General features: G+C 45.4%; 17 protein-coding genes and 1 tRNA gene. 8 read left to right on the forward strand and 10 right to left on the reverse strand.

Annotated features, from left to right (window positions below; all coding sequences use genetic code 11):
* Positions 1-339 (forward strand): P-II family nitrogen regulator (locus tag AB7U21_RS04310; protein WP_428387273.1); only part of this gene is annotated, 339 nt, incomplete at its 5' end.
* A 100-nt stretch (positions 340-439) separates the two neighbouring features.
* Here AB7U21_RS04310 and AB7U21_RS04315 read toward each other — a convergent pair.
* From AB7U21_RS04315 to AB7U21_RS04335, 5 genes are all read right to left on the reverse strand, one after another.
* On the reverse strand, positions 440-1,864 hold the full coding sequence (locus AB7U21_RS04315; RefSeq protein WP_428387275.1) for a 2-oxoacid:acceptor oxidoreductase family protein: 1,425 nt from the start codon (positions 1,862-1,864) through the stop codon (positions 440-442).
* Positions 1,861-2,925: a 3-methyl-2-oxobutanoate dehydrogenase subunit VorB gene (locus AB7U21_RS04320; RefSeq protein ID WP_333787915.1), complete on the reverse strand. Its 1,065-nt coding sequence runs from the start codon at positions 2,923-2,925 to the stop codon at positions 1,861-1,863. The genes AB7U21_RS04315 and AB7U21_RS04320 overlap by 4 nt, the downstream gene beginning before the upstream one ends.
* A 23-nt stretch (positions 2,926-2,948) precedes the next feature.
* Positions 2,949-3,188, reverse strand: coding sequence for a ferredoxin family protein (locus AB7U21_RS04325; protein WP_333787931.1), 240 nt, complete (start codon positions 3,186-3,188; stop codon positions 2,949-2,951).
* Between the two features lie 157 nt (positions 3,189-3,345).
* Positions 3,346-5,016 carry an AMP-binding protein gene (locus AB7U21_RS04330; protein ID WP_428387278.1) on the reverse strand — a complete coding sequence of 557 codons (1,671 nt, stop codon included), beginning with the start codon at positions 5,014-5,016 and terminating at the stop codon, positions 3,346-3,348.
* Positions 5,017-5,032: 16 nt separating this feature from the next.
* Positions 5,033-5,587 carry a helix-turn-helix domain-containing protein gene (locus tag AB7U21_RS04335; RefSeq protein WP_333787917.1) on the reverse strand — a complete coding sequence of 185 codons (555 nt, stop codon included), beginning with the start codon at positions 5,585-5,587 and terminating at the stop codon, positions 5,033-5,035.
* Between the two features lie 203 nt (positions 5,588-5,790).
* On the opposite strand from AB7U21_RS04335, the gene AB7U21_RS04340 reads away from it, so the two are divergent.
* The 7 genes from AB7U21_RS04340 to AB7U21_RS04370 all read left to right on the forward strand — a co-directional run bounded on the left by AB7U21_RS04340 (position 5,791) and on the right by AB7U21_RS04370 (position 13,812).
* Entirely contained in the window at positions 5,791-7,278 is a 1,488-nt protein-coding gene (locus tag AB7U21_RS04340) for a TIGR00297 family protein (protein ID WP_428387280.1), read from the forward strand.
* Between the two features lie 122 nt (positions 7,279-7,400).
* On the forward strand, positions 7,401-8,414 hold the full coding sequence (argC, locus tag AB7U21_RS04345) for an N-acetyl-gamma-glutamyl-phosphate reductase (protein ID WP_428387282.1): 1,014 nt from the start codon (positions 7,401-7,403) through the stop codon (positions 8,412-8,414).
* Positions 8,415-8,444: 30 nt separating this feature from the next.
* Positions 8,445-8,918: a CBS domain-containing protein gene (locus AB7U21_RS04350; protein WP_428387284.1), complete on the forward strand. Its 474-nt coding sequence runs from the start codon at positions 8,445-8,447 to the stop codon at positions 8,916-8,918.
* Positions 8,915-10,099, forward strand: a complete 1,185-nt coding sequence (gene argJ, locus AB7U21_RS04355; RefSeq protein ID WP_428387286.1) for a bifunctional ornithine acetyltransferase/N-acetylglutamate synthase — start codon at positions 8,915-8,917, stop codon at positions 10,097-10,099. Before AB7U21_RS04350 ends, argJ begins: the two co-directional genes overlap by 4 nt.
* A 36-nt stretch (positions 10,100-10,135) precedes the next feature.
* Positions 10,136-11,614, forward strand: coding sequence for an ADP-specific phosphofructokinase (pfkC, locus tag AB7U21_RS04360; RefSeq protein ID WP_428387288.1), 1,479 nt, complete (start codon positions 10,136-10,138; stop codon positions 11,612-11,614).
* Positions 11,615-11,626: 12 nt separating this feature from the next.
* Positions 11,627-12,964 carry an ADP-dependent glucokinase/phosphofructokinase gene (locus tag AB7U21_RS04365; RefSeq protein ID WP_428387290.1) on the forward strand — a complete coding sequence of 446 codons (1,338 nt, stop codon included), beginning with the start codon at positions 11,627-11,629 and terminating at the stop codon, positions 12,962-12,964.
* An 8-nt stretch (positions 12,965-12,972) separates the two neighbouring features.
* Positions 12,973-13,812, forward strand: a complete 840-nt coding sequence (locus AB7U21_RS04370; protein WP_428387292.1) for a DNA-3-methyladenine glycosylase family protein — start codon at positions 12,973-12,975, stop codon at positions 13,810-13,812.
* 178 nt (positions 13,813-13,990) lie between these two features.
* On the opposite strand, the gene AB7U21_RS04375 is transcribed toward AB7U21_RS04370, so the two are convergent.
* From AB7U21_RS04375 to AB7U21_RS04395, 5 genes are all read right to left on the reverse strand, one after another.
* Positions 13,991-14,106, reverse strand: a tRNA-Ser gene (locus AB7U21_RS04375).
* Between the two features lie 53 nt (positions 14,107-14,159).
* Positions 14,160-15,404 carry an endonuclease Q family protein gene (locus AB7U21_RS04380; RefSeq protein ID WP_333787925.1) on the reverse strand — a complete coding sequence of 415 codons (1,245 nt, stop codon included), beginning with the start codon at positions 15,402-15,404 and terminating at the stop codon, positions 14,160-14,162.
* Positions 15,405-15,408: 4 nt separating this feature from the next.
* Positions 15,409-16,188: a proteasome assembly chaperone family protein gene (locus AB7U21_RS04385; protein WP_333787926.1), complete on the reverse strand. Its 780-nt coding sequence runs from the start codon at positions 16,186-16,188 to the stop codon at positions 15,409-15,411.
* Positions 16,148-16,348, reverse strand: a complete 201-nt coding sequence (locus AB7U21_RS04390) for an RNA-protein complex protein Nop10 (protein ID WP_292352206.1) — start codon at positions 16,346-16,348, stop codon at positions 16,148-16,150. The genes AB7U21_RS04385 and AB7U21_RS04390 overlap by 41 nt, the downstream gene beginning before the upstream one ends.
* A 7-nt stretch (positions 16,349-16,355) precedes the next feature.
* On the reverse strand, positions 16,356-17,015 hold a 660-nt coding region (locus AB7U21_RS04395; RefSeq protein ID WP_428387295.1), incomplete at its 5' end, for a translation initiation factor IF-2 subunit alpha.

Consider the following 17,015-nt stretch of genomic DNA (forward strand, 5'->3'; position numbering starts at 1 on the left):
TTTTCATTGGTAGTAACGATTGTAAAAAAGGGCTGGGGCGACAAAGTTGTAAACGCCTCCAGAAAAGCAGGTGCAAAAGGCGGTACTATTATATACGGTCGTGGTACCGGTGTACATGAGAACAAAAGCCTGCTTGGTTTAATGATAGAACCTGAAAAAGAGATCGTTCTGACAATAGCAGAAGCAGAGATGGTAGATCCGATAGTAGCAGCGATAAAGGATTCAATAGGTATCAATGAACCAGGATGTGGTATTGGATTTGTTGTACCACTGACAAGCATATTTGGTACTGCCCAGATAGTATGCACTCTTGATCACTCATCAAAAGACGGAACATAATATTCAGGAAATTCTTTGAAATTTCAGGGAAGTACATAATATTTCTATATCAATCGGAAAAGAAAAAAGAAGCAAGGAGCCTGGGATCTTATCTCTGTCCTTACAGATTATCTCTTACCCACTGTGCTCCTGCTTCCAGTACTTTCTTGTTGATGTCGATGAGTTTCTGCTTACCTGCAAAGTTCTCTGCCAGAGCCTCAGTAAATGCATCTGCCGGAAGTTTTGTGACACCCAGTTCTTTCAGCACTCCAAGCATCACTGTGTTTGCGGCCTTCTCTGCTTTTGCCTTGCAGGCTATCTCCATGGCAGGTACCGCAATACCTCTTACTCCTTCAGGAATGTCATATTCCCCTATGGTCGAATCATAGAGTATCACTCCTCCGGGTTTTACGTCCATGGCGAACTTTTCCAGGGAGGGACGGTTCATGGCGATCAATATGTTCGACTCATATACTATAGGTGAACCAATGGCAGAACCTGAGATCACCACAGAACAGTTGGCTGTGCCTCCTCTTTGTTCAGGGCCATAAGAGGGATACCATGAAACATGTCTCTGGGCTCTGCATGCTGCTTTTGCAAGTATCAGGCCAAGACTCAATACTCCTTGACCACCGAAGCCCGCAGCCTTTACCAAAACCTGTCCGAAAGCCGGATCTTCCACTGCGTCAGGTGATGCCTCGGTCTCAATGTTGAAGGCTTTGTCAATGGCTTCTTTAGTGAAATCACTCACATTGCGGCATAGTGGTTCGGTTTCTTCGGACCTGTCCCTGAAATTACCCAGAGGGAATTCCTTTTCCATTTGCTCGTTCACGAATCTTGTGCTTGCTTCTGCATTCTGCTTCAGGTTCGTGGGGCAGGTGGAGAGTACTTCCACAAAAGCATAGCCTTTACCGTCACGTTGTATCTCCAGAGCCTTCCTGACAGCTTTACGTGCCTTACGGATGTGGGATATATCTGAAACAGACACCCTTTCGATGAATACAGGTGCCTGCAGACTGCTTAGTAATTCGCACATGTGTAGAGGATAACCTGCATACCTGGGGTCTCTTCCTGTGGGGCACGTAACAGTTTTCTCGCCTATGAGGGTGGTTGGTGCCATCTGGCCTCCTGTCATACCGTACACAGTGTTGTTCACGAAGAACACAGCTATCTTTTCTCCCCGGTTGGCAGCCTGGATCGTCTCATTAAGACCAATGGATGCAAGATCCCCATCTCCTTGGTAGGAAATAACGACAGCATGATCAAGGGCTCTGGAAACGCCGGTACCCACTGCAGGAGCGCGGCCATGCGCGACCTGTAAGTTCCCGCAATCAAAATAATAATACGCGAACACTGCACAGCCTACGGGGCTTATCATCACTGTACGGTCCTGGATACCCAGGTCACCCATAGCCTCACCTATGAGCTTATGCAGGATACCATGTCCACATCCTGGGCAGTAGTGAGTGGCAGTGGGAGCAGCTCCTCCTTTTCTGGGGAATTCGGCATAAAGGCCAGCTGGCCTGCCTATGACCTTCTCTTTCATATTGAGCCTCCTTTTGCAACCTCTTCTATCTTTTGCATCACCTGGTCGAAAGTTATCAGGTTCCCGCCAAGTCTGTTCACAAGCTCAACAGGCCGCATGCATCTTGTTGCAAGCAGCACATCCTCTTTCATCTGTCCATTGCTCATTTCCACACAGATAAATGTGCAATCCTTTGCCTGTGCCAGTGTAAACAGTTCTTTTTTAGGGAAGGGGAAAAGAGTGACAGGCCTGAAAAGACCAACCTTGATCCCTTTCTTTCTCGCCTGTTCCACAGCAGATCGACAGATACGGCTGCTGATCCCGTATGAAACAAGGATGATGTCAGCATCTGCCATCATATATTCTTCATAGGCCACTTCCTGCTGTTCAATGAGCTCGTACTTTTCCTGCAGCTTGTTGTTGAACCCCTCAAGCTGCTCAAAATCAAGGAAGATAGAAGTTACCAGGTTCCTGCGCGTCTGCGGGGTAGCAGCCACTGCCCAGGAGGTATCTATCTGCGGCTGTACTGCACTTGTGGGGAACTTCAGTGGTTCCACCATCTGACCCAGCACACCGTCTGCAAGGACAACTGCAGGATTAAGGTATTTGAAGGAAAGTTCGAAAGCCTTTATAGTAAGATCGCACATCTCCTGCACGGAATTCGGGGCAAGGACTATGTTCTTGTAGTTTCCATGCCCTCCTCCCTTAACGATCTGATTATAGTCAGCCTGCTCAGGACCAATGTTACCAAGACCAGGTCCTGCTCTCATTATGTCCACTATCACACAGGGCAGTTCTGCACCTGCGAGGTATGAAATGCCCTCCTGCTTCAGGCTGATGCCAGGACCTGATGAAGCTGTCATTACCCTGTGACCAGCTGAAGCACCTCCATATACCATATTTATAGCCGCTTCTTCTGATTCCGCCTGCACGAACTTCCTACCCAGCATGGGAAAATAGGAGGATGCTTCATGCAATATCTCACTGGCAGGAGTGATCGGGTAGCCAAAGTAGCAGTCACAGCCTGCATACAATGCCCCGATAACAACTGCAGTGTTGCCTTTTACTAATTGTGTTACCATGATGAACTCTCCTCGAAGCCTATTCATTCCTTGAGGGGAATGTGTATCTCTATTGCCAGAGGCTCAGGACATGTGTAGTAGCAGTTAGCACATCCTATACACCCCGAACCCACATATTCCACATAGTGGTATCCTCTTTCATTGAGACATTCGCTCATCCGAAGCACATCTTTCGGACAGGCAATTATGCAGCGCCCGCATGCTTTACACTCCAACGTATTTATTACCGGGTAAGGGTCCTTTTTTTCCATTAGATCCGACATTATTTCAAGCCTCTGACACTCAAGGTGCATTGATCAGCAAATCCCAGCATCCAAAAAACAATGGCCGTATTGAAACGGTCATTTATGTTTGTCGATCTCTGCATTTTTGGGATTTGCTACTATACATATATTATAAATAGTTCACCACAGAAGACTTTTATTGCTCCTTGTCCTTGTCACGTATCTCCACACGCCTGATCTTACCGCTTATGGTCTTTGGCAATTCAGACACAAACTCTACTATACGTGGATATTTGTATGGGGCAGTGACCCTCTTCACATGTTCCTGCAATTCCTTCTTAAGCTCTTCACTGGCCGTGTAGTTCTTTGTAAGCACTATGGTAGCCTTGATCACCTGACCACGTATGGGGTCGGGAACGCCGGTAATGGCGCATTCGAGCACCGCAGGATGCTCTATTAATGCACTTTCAACTTCGAAAGGACCAACCCTGTATCCTGATGTCTTGATAATATCATCTGCTCTGCCCACGAACCAGAAGTAGCCATCTTCGTCCTTCCAGGCCATGTCTCCAGTGTGATAATAGCCATCATGCCACACGTCTGCGGTTCTTTCAGGCTCTAAGCGATAACCTGCAAAGATACCAGGCGGGTTACTGAAACCCGTGTCTATACAGATCTCTCCTTCTTCACCCACTTCACATGCATTACCCTGTGCATTCAGCAGTTCGATATCATACATCGGAGAAGGCTTACCCATGGAACCGGGTTTGGGTTCCATCCAGGAATATGTCGCCACGCTCACCACGGTTTCTGTCTGGCCAAAACCCTCCATGAGTTTCAAACCTGTAAGTTCAAGGAACTGCTCATAAACTTCAGGATTTAAGGGTTCACCGGCAACAACACAGTATTTGAGCTTACTGAAATCATATTTGCTCAGATCCTCTCTGATAAGGAATCGGTATATAGTGGGAGGAGCACAGAAAGTAGTAACATTGTATTTTGCGGTATTTTCCAGCATCTTATCTGCAGAGAACCTGTCATAGTCATACACAAAGACCGCACTGCCTGCTATCCATTGGCCATAGATCTTTCCCCAGATGCATTTAGCCCATCCGGAATCTGCTACTGTGTAGTGCAGGCCACCATCTGTCACGTTCTGCCAGTATTTCGCAGTTATGATATGTGCCAGAGGATATGCAAAATCATGCTGTACCATCTTTGGCAAACCTGTGGTACCCGATGAGAAATATATAATTGAGATATCACTGTTGGCTGTTGCCTCGTCTGCGGTAGGTCTCTGGAAGTTCTCTGAGGCTTCTTCCAGTTCAGTATTAAAGTTGATCCAACCCTTGCGTTCTGCGTCCAGTACCATTCTGTGCTTAAGGATGGAACCACATTCCTTATATGCAGCATCGATCTCGCCAAGTACGTAGTCATCCCTGGCGCACACTACTGCCTTTATGTCTGCACGCTCCACGCGATATACTATGTCCTTTTTGGTAAGCATGTGGGTGGCAGGCACCGCAACAGCTCCTATCCTGTGCAGGGCAAGCAGACAGAACCAGAACTCATATCTGCTTTTCAGTATGAGCATTACATTGTCGCCTTTCTTTATACCATATTTAGCGAACATGTTTGCTGCCTTGTTGCTGTAGTACTGCAGGTCCTTGAAATTGAAGACCGCCTCATTGCCATTGTCATCACACCAGACAAGGGCTTGTTTTAGTGGCTGCTCGGCAGCATAAACATCTACAACATCGTAGGCGAAATTGAAATTATCAGGGACATTGATGGTGAAGTTCTCCTTAAAATCCTCATAGGACTTAAAACCCGCAACAGGGACGAAACAGTTTAACAAAGAGGTCATGTTCTATCTTCTCCACTTACATTATAATTGCCAGGAACTTTGCACTCTTTCCACCCACTGCAGCCATACCATGCGGATAGTTGGAATCGAAGAATATGGAATCTCCTTCTTCAAGAACGATCTCATTACTATGGATGACCACCTTTAAAGTGCCCTCAAGCACAAAATCAAATTCCTGTCCAGGATGGGAATTCATGGATATCTTTGTTCCTTCTGGTTTAGGCTCCACTTTAACCACAAAAGGCTCGGCTTTCTTGTGCACGAAATTGGCAGCAAGGCTCTGATATCTGTACTCTTTTCTTCTTTCCACGCTTATGCCTTTATCCTTACGTGTCACCGTAAAAACGTGCATGCGTGGATCTTCGCCTTTTAACAGCACAGACATGTCGACTTTAAGCTCATTGGATATCCCATAGAGGATGCTGGCGGGAATATCTGCCTCACCAGCTTCATAAATTTGATAGGTGCCAGTATCTATGTTCAACCTACCGGCCATTTCGTCTGCCGAGATGTCAGATATCTCACGCAGCTCCTTAACACGACTTGCTATTTCTTTTATCTTTTCCTGCATATTCAGCCTTCCTTTTCTTGCAACTCCCTAAAAAATCGCAGTATTTGGTCGATCAAGACCGAATCATGATAGTTTATTCAGTTGAGTTAAAATCTCCTATTATTTTAACATATTCATTCTGTTCAGCATATCAGTGTCAATGCATTCATTCACGGAATTTTTAAAACATATCCTTGTTCCCGGCGGACACATCACAAATATATATGTTCTTGGACATATGTGCAACAGTTTCGGAATGGGTGAACATGAATAAGATAGAGGATATTACCAAGGAAATGGATCCCATATACATCAGGTATCTGCTCCATGCTTCGCTTGGGCTCACATGTCTTTTATATCCTTTTCTTTCTCTGGGTATACTGGTACTTATAATGTTCTTCATGCTTCTGATCCTGAGACGTTTGTCCCGAAGATCAAGACTATACCAGATCCTTTCCACAAAGGAAAACGGCAACAACCTGCTCCAAAAACCGATCGATAAAGGCCTCAGAAGTGCAAACAATCTTGTTCTTTCCATTCTTCTGCTTCTGCTGTTCAAATATGGCTTTAGCCTGGAAGGGGTGACGTTTCCTATATACGTGATCGGCGGGGCTGTAGCCATCAGCACATTTGGAATTGCTTCTGCTAACCTCTTTAAGTATTGGAAACAAACTCAATTAAAGTGCCTGGCAAGATTAGATTATCCTGAAAAGAGGTACAAAGGAGAAGACAGCGAGGTGTTCCATTTGCCTTCAAGTCTTGTCATGCTAATAGTGGGCATCATTTCAGCTTTTCTGGTGGGAGCGTGGATCATTCACTGGGAAAAAATCAACGTTTCCTATGACATGATCTTTTTCATAGCAGTGATCGGGTCAGTCACAGGAGCTCTTTTTGAATCCATTCCCTCCAGAGTGGATGACAACATATCGATTGTTTTTGGATCAGGCATGGCCATGTGGCTTTTTTCATCCTTTGGATACACAGTGCCACCTGCACATATGTTCTTTGCTCTTCTTTTTTCTTTGCTGCTGGGCTACCTTGCTTACAGAGCACATATAGCAGATATATCTGCTCTTTTGGGTGCAAGTCTTCTGGGCGTGCTGATCATAGTATTTGCCGATATTTTCTGGTTCCTCCTATTGTTAACTTTTTTTATACTGGGTGGAGGTTTTACCAAGTACAAGTATGCTTACAAAGCATCTATTGGTATAGCTGAAGCAAAGGGTGGTGTGAGGAGCTACGAGAACGTTTTCAGTAACAGTATGGCAGCTCTTGTGCTTGCCATTGCCTATGGTATCTATCCTCAATACAGTGAGGTCATCATGTATTCATATCTGGGTACTGTTGCAACGGCAACAGGTGATACGCTTGCAAGTGAGATAGGCACCACTTCAAAGGAAAGGCCACGGATGATAACAACTTTTAAACCCGCAAAGCCAGGCCGCGATGGGGCGGTCACTATACTTGGTGAACTTGCATGCATATTTGGTTCTCTTGTGATAGCTGTCCTGGCAATTTTGTTTGGAAGAGTGGAGAATATCTATCTTGGTCTTTTGATCACCGGTCTTGGAGGATTCATTGGTACTAACATTGACAGCTTACTGGGTGCCACACTTCAGAACAGAGGAATATTATCTAATAGTGGCGTGAACTTCTATGCTACTTTTGCCGGAGCAGTAGTTTCAGGTTTACTTTTCCTGTCATTATCCTGAACAAAAAGCATCTGATCTCTTGCCTCCGCTGGTTAAGCTACATACCTGACAAACCCTTTTATTAGTTCAAGCATTAAATAATACTCTGGTTAATCTTTATCGTATATACAAAAGTGAATATCATGCTTGACATAGGAATCATCGGTGCATCCGGTTACACAGGTGGCGAGCTAATGCGCTTGCTGCTTAACCATCCACAGTCCAGGCTAGAACTGGCAACATCCCGCAAGCTAACGGGTAAGAAAGTATCTGCGACCCATAAGCATCTTAAAGATATGGTGGATCTGCAGTTCGAAAATCCTGATCCGCAGGAAATAAAGGACAGGTGTGATGTAATCTTTGTGGCTGTGCCTCATGGTACTGCTATGGAGATCGTGCCCAAGATCCTTGACGACAAAGTGAAGGTTATCGACCTGAGTGCTGATTACCGTCTTAAGGCAGCTGTCTTTGAAAATGTATATGGCATCAAACACCTCGATCCGCGTAACGTGGTCTACGGAATCCCTGAGCTGCACCCCGAAGTTAAACATGAGAAATTCATAGCCAACCCTGGTTGTTTCCCAACAGGTGCTACTCTTGCAGCTGCTCCTCTTGCACAGGTCTCAATGATAGACAGTGTCGTATTTGACTCAAAGACCGGTGTTTCAGGTGCTGGTATCGAGCCAAGTGAGGCTTCACACTATCCCAACATGGCCGAGAATGTGCAGCCTTACAAGCTAACAACCCATCGTCATGTGGCAGAGTTTACCCAGGAGCTACAGTGTCTGGACAACTCTCTCACGAAGATCAGCTTCACACCACATATTATTCCATCAGTGAGGGGTATACTTACTACAGCTCACATCTTTACCAAAGGCAAGCTCACAAAATATGATGTTATGGACCTGTACGCAGAAATGTACCAGGACAAGCCTTTTGTCAGGGTGGTGGATGGGGTTCCCTCTCTTAGTGCAGTAAGGGGTTCAAATTTCTGTGATATAGGCTTTGAGGTGGATTCCCGTAATAATCGTATAGTTGTCATCTCAGCCATCGACAACCTGGTAAAGGGAGCATCAGGGCAGGCTATACAGAATATGAATCTTATGTGCGGACTGGGTGAGACGACCGGTTTATGGATGTCAGGTGTGGCTCCTTGATTTTTAATGTTTATTCAGATGGTGTAATTCATGCAAGTCAAAGATATAATGAATACCGATGTGATCGTATGCAATCCTCACACAACCATAAGTGAAGCTTCTCTGTTGCTCAAAAAGCATAACATTAGTGGCCTTCCGGTTGTAGAAGAGGGCAGGGTCGTAGGCATAGTTTCAGAGGGCGATCTGCTCAAATTACTGGAAGTCCCGGAACCAGGTGGATTGTGGTTACCCAGTCCCTTTGAGGTAATAGAGATACCTATACGTGAACTTCTTAACTGGGAAGAAACTAAACACATGCTGGATGACATTGGTTCAAAGCCTGTCAGCGAGATCATGCAAAAGAATGTGCATGTGATATCCCCGGAAAATAGTATCCAGGACGCGGTCAGGCTTATCACGAAGCACAAGGTGAACCGCCTTCCGGTCGTAGAGGATGATATTCTGGTCGGTATCATCACTCGTGGTGATATCATACACGGACTTGGGGGGAACATGGAACAATGAAAACGATCGATGGTGGCATCTGTGCTGTAAAAGGAGTTAAAGCCTGGGGTATCAAATCTGGAAAAATGGGTCTTGGAGTGATCGTGGCAGAAGGTAATGCTGCAGGAATGTTTACCAGGAACAAGGTAATTGCTGCTCCTCTGGTAGTTACAAGGGAGCATCTTCAAAAACACGGCAAGCTCAGTGCCCTGATCGTCAACAGTGGCAATGCAAATGCTTTTACCGGTGAACAGGGTCTTGCAGATGCAAGGGAAATGGCCCGCATGCTGGCAGATGCATTATCTATAGGTCCCGAGCATGTGGCAGTAGCTTCTACCGGTGTCATTGGAAGGCGCTTGGACACAAAGTGGATAGTTTCCAATCTTCCTGCTGTAGTGGCTTCATTAAAAGCAGAGAGCGAAGGCAGCCGTGCTGCAGCAAGGTCCATAATGACCACAGATACTACAATGAAAGAGATATCTATTGAACTTGACAGTGGTATCCGTATCGGGGCCATTGCCAAAGGTGCCGGAATGATAGAGCCCAACATGGGTACAATGCTATGTTTTGCTTATACGGATGCAAAAGTGCCTTCGACCTTATTGCATGAATGTCTCACCAGGGCTGTGGACAAAAGCTTCAACATGGTAGTAGTGGATGGTGATACCAGCACCAATGACATGGTACTCTTAACAGCGACCGGTAAGTCAGGCATTCAGCCCGTGACAGAAGAGTTCCAGCAGGGACTTGACCATGTGCTGATCGAGCTTGGAAAAATGATCGCCTCTGACGGTGAAGGTGCCACAAGGCTGATAGAAGCAAATGTAACCGGCGCTTTATCAGATGAGGATGCCCGCCTGGCCGCAAAGGCAATTGTGCGCTCGCCACTTGTAAAATCCGCAGTTTTTGGTAGAGATCCTAACTGGGGACGTGTGACAGCGGCTGTTGGATATTCAGGTGCTGAGGTGGATCAGCACAAGTTATCACTTGCTTTTTCAGATGGTAGGAATACAATACAACTCGTAAGCAGCGGTAAGATACTGGGGACTAGTGATGCTGCTCTCTCGTCGCTCGGGCAAATAATGGGAGGATCAAAAGTCGATATTGTGGTAGATCTGGGGCTAGGGAAGAGCAGTGCCACTGCATGGGGCTGTGATCTTACTTACGATTATGTGCGCATAAATGCTGACTATACAACATAATTTTTCAGCATTCTTTTTTAAATAAGGGGTGAAGGAATGGACATCGAAGAATGGGAGGAACGTTACTCTATGGCATTTTCCGGTATCAGTGAGATACTGGATAGCATAAATGGCGTCTTTGTTGCATACAACAGCAACGTGGATGCTATTAAGCATGTCAGTGAAAAGGATATCCACAAACTTATTTCCATAGTGGGGGCAAAAGCAGTGCAGCAAAGAGCTGCGGAATATCCCCGCGAGATCCAGGATCCTGTGGACCTTGTCGCAAGGCTTGTGATAGCCATGCGGGATGGCAAAGCCGCAGAAGTTCCCACATATACTACTGATACCCACAAGTGGCTCATGGATAACATGGTATTCGATAAAGCCCGCATGGGGGGTCAGGCCGGTATCATTTCCAATCTTCTGGCAAATCTTGGGATCAATAATGTCATAACGTATGTCCCATGGTTGTCCAAGGAACAAGCCGAATATTTTGTTGACACTCCAAATCTTAAATATCCAGTGATGGAAAACGGTGTTCTCAAGTTAAAGCACCCCCATGATGCCTTTGATGTTAACCAGCGTCCTAAGGTCAATTGGATACTTGAGTTCTCAAAAGGCACAAAAGTTGAATATGCTGAAGAGGTATTTGAAGTTCCCAGGGATAATCGTTTGATCATCTCTTCCAGACCCTCATGGCTGCGTATAGACATGAGTGAGCAGCTATATGATCAGATCCCTCACATGAATGGAATGGTCGATGGTGCTATCCTTGCAGGTTATCAGATGATAAAAGAGAAATATGAGGATGGAGCAACTTATCGTGATTATGTGAGAAAGGCCGTGAAAGTCATCAAAAGGCTAAAGGAAGGGAGCCCTGACATGCGTATACATGTGGAGTTCACTTCTATTCAGAACAAGGTCATAAGAAAAACTATCCTTAAGGATATTGTGTATAAGCATGTTTCCTCTTTAGGGCTGGATACGGTGGAGGTAGCTAATGCTCTTAATGTGCTGGGTCACGAAGAGCTGGCATATGCTGTTATCAGTAAAGGTGAGAATAGCATCTCTGCGCTGTATGAGGGTGCTGTTAAGCTCTTATGCGAACTGAAGCTTGAAAGGGTCCATATACATTCTCTGGGTTTCTACGTATGCGTAGCTTCCAGAGATTTCCCTCTTACAGTGGAAGAGCACAGGGATGCTTTGATGTTCTCATCGACCCTTGCAGCAGCACAGGCATTGCATGGTGGGATTGGCAGTCTTAAGGAAGGAGAGACAGGTCTCAGTGTCCCCATATCCGAAAGAGGACACAATGACCTTGAGCAGCTGGAAAAGTATCTTGTACGAAGGGATGTGTGTACCGGTGCTGAGTTCGAGGATGGATGTGTTTGTGCTCTTAACCACGACCTTATTGTCATTCCCACAAAAGTGGTACCTGACCCGGTAGCTACCGTGGGAATTGGTGACACTATCTCAGCAGGTGCATTTACAGCTATCCTTGCTATGCTCAGAAAAAAGAGTGAAGCCAACTGACAGGAGTATGGGATGAAGATACTCTGTGCATACAATGCCAACATCGATGCCTTGTATTCGATCACCGCAGATGAAGTATGTGCTATGCTCTCTTCTGAGAATACAGCAGAGGTGATGGGAAAAATAACGAATCCTCCGGGTGTTATATATTCCATGTCCGATTTTCTTGCAGGACTTCTGCTCTGCATGAAAGAGGGCACAGGTGCAGAGTGGCTTATCCACGGACCGGAGGTCTTCAAACTTCTTAAGGACCAGTTCGTCCATAGATCAAAACTACGAATGGGCGGCAATATGGGCATAATGGCAAATGTGCTTTCCGAGATGGGTGCAGAGCTTGTGGTTCCCAATGTGGTTAACCCCACGCCGCGACAACTTTCTTTTTTTTCCAAAAAGGCAATTTATATTCCGGGATCTGCTTCCTGTTCTAAAGAAGCAAAATGTGAAGATGATGAACCCATACACTTCGTGTTCGATTTCAAAAAAGGAGAGCATGTTGAATATGGAGATATCGTTTTCACAGTTCCGAGGGAGAACCGTTTCATTGCTACCTATGATATTATGAACATGTCCCTTCTGGTCAATCCATATTTTGAAGATTATGCTATCAAGCATGCAGGTGAAATGGATGGACTGCTGATCTCGGGTTTTCACATGATGCTTGATACTTATCCCGATGGTTCCACTTTCATGGATAAGCTTAACAAAGTGCTGTGGCAGCTGCAGAAGTGGGGCTCCATGAACACCAACATGTTAATACACGGTGAATTTGGGCATTTTACTAATAAATATATGGCTTTGCATGTGTTTTCCAGATTATCCCCCTTTGTAAGTTCTATAGGTATGAATGAAGATGAGCTTTCCATGTTAAATTCTTTACATGAAGTGCACGCAGCCAAAATATTGGAGATGGATGTTTTTTCCATACTGGAGGCTGCAAAGCGTAGCCTGTTGGCCTGCAACCTTCGGAAGATGATCGTGCACACAAGGGAATATGTCTTACATATATCCAGGCAGATCGACCTTGATCCCGGATCCCAGCTTGAGGCCATGATTTTTGGTGTAACTTGTGCCGGAATTTTTGCATCGGTGGGCCAGCTGCATGACCGAAATAAACTAGAGTCAATGTCTTCAACTCTTAAAGAGAGCGAGTTTGGCCGTGCTCAGACGGAGCGATTCATTGAAAGAGCAGCAGCTGTTCGCTCGGGCCGTGGTGCTGTTGGTACATACGATGATCATCAGGTATGCATCCTCCCTACATTGCTTAGTGATGATCCGGTTTCCACTGTCGGTCTTGGTGATACGGTAACAGCTTCCATGTTCCTAAGGGAGCTGGAACTGCGGCAAAAGTGAGTGATAACATGTATACTCTGGAGTGCACAGATTTCAATCTGGACTATACCTTGGATTGCGGTCAGGTTTTTAGGTGGGATAAAATTGGTGATGTGTGGACAGGTGTGGTGCAGGGGGACGTGGTGCGTGCCTGGCAGGATCTACAGACGGGCCTTGTACACATTGATTCCAGGTTACCGGAGGACTTTTTCCGCAGTTATTTCCGATTTGATGATGACCTTGACGGTATACTGAAATCTGTGAATAATGATCAGTATATGGCTGAGGCTATCCGTGGTTACAGGGGGATGCGCCTTATCCGGCAGGAACCATGGGAATGTTTGATCTCATATCTTCTTGCCACAGCGTGGAGCATTCCTAATATCAAGAACGGTATTGCCAAGTTATCCCGCATCTTTGGCGAGGAAATTGCTGAAGGCTATTACAGTTTTCCAGAACCAGGGACTTTAGCGATGGCATGTGATTCTGACCTGTGTGACTGCAGGCTGGGTTTCAGAACGAATCGCATACGTAAAGCAGCAGCACAGGTGGTTGATGGTGATATAAACCTTGATGAACTTTTTGAGCTTGACTATGAAGATGCTAAAAAGAAGCTCATGGTATTGGATGGCATAGGAGAGAAAGTAGCGGATTGCATACTACTTTTCGCTTTCGGGAAAATGGACGCCTTTCCCGTGGATACACATGTGGAAAAAGTGATAAGGACATATTACGGCGGTCATGAGTTCTTTAAAAGTGGCATGACCAAAACCAAAATAGGTACATGGGGACGGCAGTATTTTGGAAAGTACTGTGGTTATGCACAGCAATACCTGTTCTATCAAAAACGACTTGAAGGGTTGAAATGATCCAAGAGGTTAAAAAGAGCCAGTTTAAAAAATGTGGATAATCTTAGTATTATGTTCACCCAGAGCGGAGCATCAGGATCATTTCTCAATGGATGTATATCAAGCCATTTGGCAATGCAGGGCCCATTACATGAAAATGAGCAGGATGAAAGTGTTGGGCTTATGACTGTGAAGGTCACGCCGAGGTTGGGATTCGAACCCAAGCACCCCGTCAGGGGAAACCGGTCTCGAGCCGATCGCATATAGACTCCTGGGCATTTATTCCGTTGGATTGGTCCGCTCTGCCACCTCGGCACCGCTGTTGCGAACTTGAAGGTCTTACTCTTTTATATAGATATCGTGGCGGTTCAGAAATCGAACAAAGACTTCTGTTTATCTTTTTTCCCTGCGTGTTCATTTTCAGGTCTTGTGGAAGTAAGATGAGCTTCTCGATCTGCAGGCAATTCCAGCCAGCCGTACTGGCCTCCTCCACCCGGATGGATAATGATCTCCTCGTTCCTGAAGGCCATGATGGCATTTACTATTTTACGATCCACAAAGTCCATATTTTCAACCGGCACATCCAATAGCACTTTTACCTCGCTGCCAGATCTTTCCACCAGGGAGTTCCAGGCCGTTTGAACTCCCTTGGTGTTTATGCTGGCATGTCCCAATGCCATCATTATCACTTCAGAAAGAGGTGCCAGGTGCACATAGGGAGGCCTGTGGTCAGGATGCAGTGGTTCAGGAAGATCTGCAAGTTCATTAACCCGGTCTTTTACGCCTTTTTTGATCTGGCCTCTGCACTTACTGCATTTCCAGTTCAGGCTCACAGATTCCTGCATAGTGTAGTGGGTAAAACATTTGATACATGCAGATTCGTTATATTTGCCTTCCTGAGGATAGAACCCTACATTAAGTGTCGGTCCATAGCCTTCTTTTCTCATGATCGCTTTTTCAAGCCCTTCAAAAGTTACTTCCGGTACTTCTAATTGTGTGAACTCCCGGGCAAGCTTGTTGACCATTGGAGAATGAGCGTCGGAATTCGTAAGGAACGTAAGCCTATGCAGTTCACTTATGCGGTCTGCGTAGTCACTATCCGCACTGAGTCCAAGTTCAACAAAAGATATGTATCCTGTCATATCTCCATAACAATCTTGTAGAGAATCATGTGCAGCATACATGGATGTCCAGGGAGTGAATGCATGGCAGGGCCCTATTAATGCACCTATATCCTTTGCAACCTCGGCTAATTCACAACCGTCCATTCGGACAGTAGGTCTGCCGTCAATCTTTATATCGCCATGTTTTTCCATCTCGATAGCGAGTTCTTCTGCTTTGGATATGGAGGGCAGGATAAGAAGATGGTGTACTCTGAACTTATCCTCTATCTCGGTCGTGAGTATAAAGTCAGTGTTATCGATCCTTATAGTTTCATCATCAATGGCCGCTCTTTTTATTTCCTCAAGCCATTTGGGATGGATACAATCCCCGGTGGCTACAAGGTCAATCCCTTTCTTTGCAGCCTCGACAGTCATTGTAGGAAGTTCCATCCGACCGGAACATGCCATTGAATATTTAGAGTGCAGATGCAGGTCTGCATTGATCTTCATGGGTTTATCCTATGTATCTTAGATCCTCTTCTCCGGTCCCGATCTCTGGCATCATCTGGGGTTGTTGTTGTTGCTCGTATTCTTTCAGCCTGGCAACTATCTTTTCCATTTCCTTTGCACGCTCTTCAAGGGAACCAGCATCTATCTCCAGATCAAATAGCTTGCAGACTATTTTCAACAATGATTGAGCGCTTTTCGGGTCAACGATGTAACCTGAGGTCATACCCATCAAACATGCAGCATCAATACCTCTAAGTTTACACAGGCCAAGCATAAGGCCAGAAGCACCCACAATACCTCCTCCAGGCTCGTTTGGTTTGAATTGCACTCCTATTTCTTCAAGCCTGCTTTTCAATTCAAATCTGCTCACTGCACCCAGCACTTCATCTATATGGGTTAGCTGCCCTGTTGGGAATCCACCCAGAGTGTACACCATTTTTACACCCATCTCTTCAGCTAGATCGAGGTAAAGCTCACAGAGTTCGTAATGTCCATTGGTGGTATTGCTTTGATGGTCGCCGATAAGTACAAGAAGGTCATGCTCTTTTGCCTTGCAAACGTAGATCTCATTACTGACCATCCTTATCTCGCTGTTCTCATTAACGAGAACCTGGGGAGGAAAATGAGGAGAATATATTTCAATAAGTTTTATGGAAGTAAGTTCTTCCACAAGGTGCTCAGCAACAAGTTTTCCCACATGGCCCACACCAGGAAGTCCCACGATCAATATGGGATCTTTTATATCAACATTCTTTTCTAGATGAATTACCCTGTTCTCGCGCATTGGTATCCCTAATCCTTGCAATCCTGCGATATTTTCCATAGGGGTCAAGCGGTGAAAAACGCGGGGGCAAAGGGTTACCCGCTTTTCCTCCGCAATGAGTACATTTCTCTTTTAAAGTATACTGTCCGCATTGGACACACTTCTTTATCCTGGAACCCACCAGTATATCACGCCTTTACACTTTCGTTATGACGATGATACACTCCCTGGCCACCCAGTTTGTGTATTGTAGTGATCACAGCATTAGAAGCATTCTTTAATACAGATTCAGCAGTCTTATAATCAGGTGCAATTACCTTGATCCTGTATCGTGGAGCACCTGTGTATGTTATCTCGACCTTTACTCCCTCTTTCTGGATCTCATTGGCAGACATTAGTGATCTTTTTATCACTTCGATCCCCTCGGGCAGATAACAGTTCAGATCCACAAAACCGGCGATATCAACAAACGGAAGTTTTATATTCTCCTGGGCTATCCTGAGAATACTTTTAACTACATTCTTTTTAATTTTCATTTCTACAAAAGGAGCTTCTCCATTGATGGCCGCTTCTTCAAAGGCAGAATGCAGACTTCCAAAGTTTTCGTGAAGTTTGATCTTAAGCTTATCCAGCTCTTCATCTTTTATTTTAGTTTCCTCTTCAACGAACTGCAGCCATTTTGCAGCCTTTTGCTCATTTTTCCAATCCTGGATCTTGGCACGTTTCTGGTGTTCATTGACATCTTTGAGGGACAGGTCAATGTGTCTGCGGCCAGTATCCACTTTCAGGACCTTACATACGATTTTCTGGCCTTCACGTACGTAATCACGTACGTATTTTACCCATCC

The sequence above is a fragment of the Methanomethylovorans sp. genome (genome assembly GCF_050177135.1).
In the GTDB taxonomy this organism is placed as follows: domain Archaea; phylum Halobacteriota; class Methanosarcinia; order Methanosarcinales; family Methanosarcinaceae; genus Methanomethylovorans.

Coding starts and splice junctions, on each gene's coding strand:
- AB7U21_RS04315 (WP_428387275.1), bottom strand. CDS start 1,864: ATGAAAGAGAAGGTCATAGGCAGGCCAGCTGGCCTTTATGCCGAATTC.
- AB7U21_RS04320 (WP_333787915.1), bottom strand. CDS start 2,925: ATGGTAACACAATTAGTAAAAGGCAACACTGCAGTTGTTATCGGGGCA.
- AB7U21_RS04325 (WP_333787931.1), bottom strand. CDS start 3,188: ATGTCGGATCTAATGGAAAAAAAGGACCCTTACCCGGTAATAAATACG.
- AB7U21_RS04330 (WP_428387278.1), bottom strand. CDS start 5,016: ATGACCTCTTTGTTAAACTGTTTCGTCCCTGTTGCGGGTTTTAAGTCC.
- AB7U21_RS04335 (WP_333787917.1), bottom strand. CDS start 5,587: ATGCAGGAAAAGATAAAAGAAATAGCAAGTCGTGTTAAGGAGCTGCGT.
- AB7U21_RS04340 (WP_428387280.1), top strand. CDS start 5,791: ATGTTCTTGGACATATGTGCAACAGTTTCGGAATGGGTGAACATGAAT.
- argC (WP_428387282.1), top strand. CDS start 7,401: ATGCTTGACATAGGAATCATCGGTGCATCCGGTTACACAGGTGGCGAG.
- AB7U21_RS04350 (WP_428387284.1), top strand. CDS start 8,445: ATGCAAGTCAAAGATATAATGAATACCGATGTGATCGTATGCAATCCT.
- argJ (WP_428387286.1), top strand. CDS start 8,915: ATGAAAACGATCGATGGTGGCATCTGTGCTGTAAAAGGAGTTAAAGCC.
- pfkC (WP_428387288.1), top strand. CDS start 10,136: ATGGACATCGAAGAATGGGAGGAACGTTACTCTATGGCATTTTCCGGT.
- AB7U21_RS04365 (WP_428387290.1), top strand. CDS start 11,627: ATGAAGATACTCTGTGCATACAATGCCAACATCGATGCCTTGTATTCG.
- AB7U21_RS04370 (WP_428387292.1), top strand. CDS start 12,973: ATGTATACTCTGGAGTGCACAGATTTCAATCTGGACTATACCTTGGAT.
- AB7U21_RS04380 (WP_333787925.1), bottom strand. CDS start 15,404: ATGAAGATCAATGCAGACCTGCATCTGCACTCTAAATATTCAATGGCA.
- AB7U21_RS04385 (WP_333787926.1), bottom strand. CDS start 16,188: ATGCGCGAGAACAGGGTAATTCATCTAGAAAAGAATGTTGATATAAAA.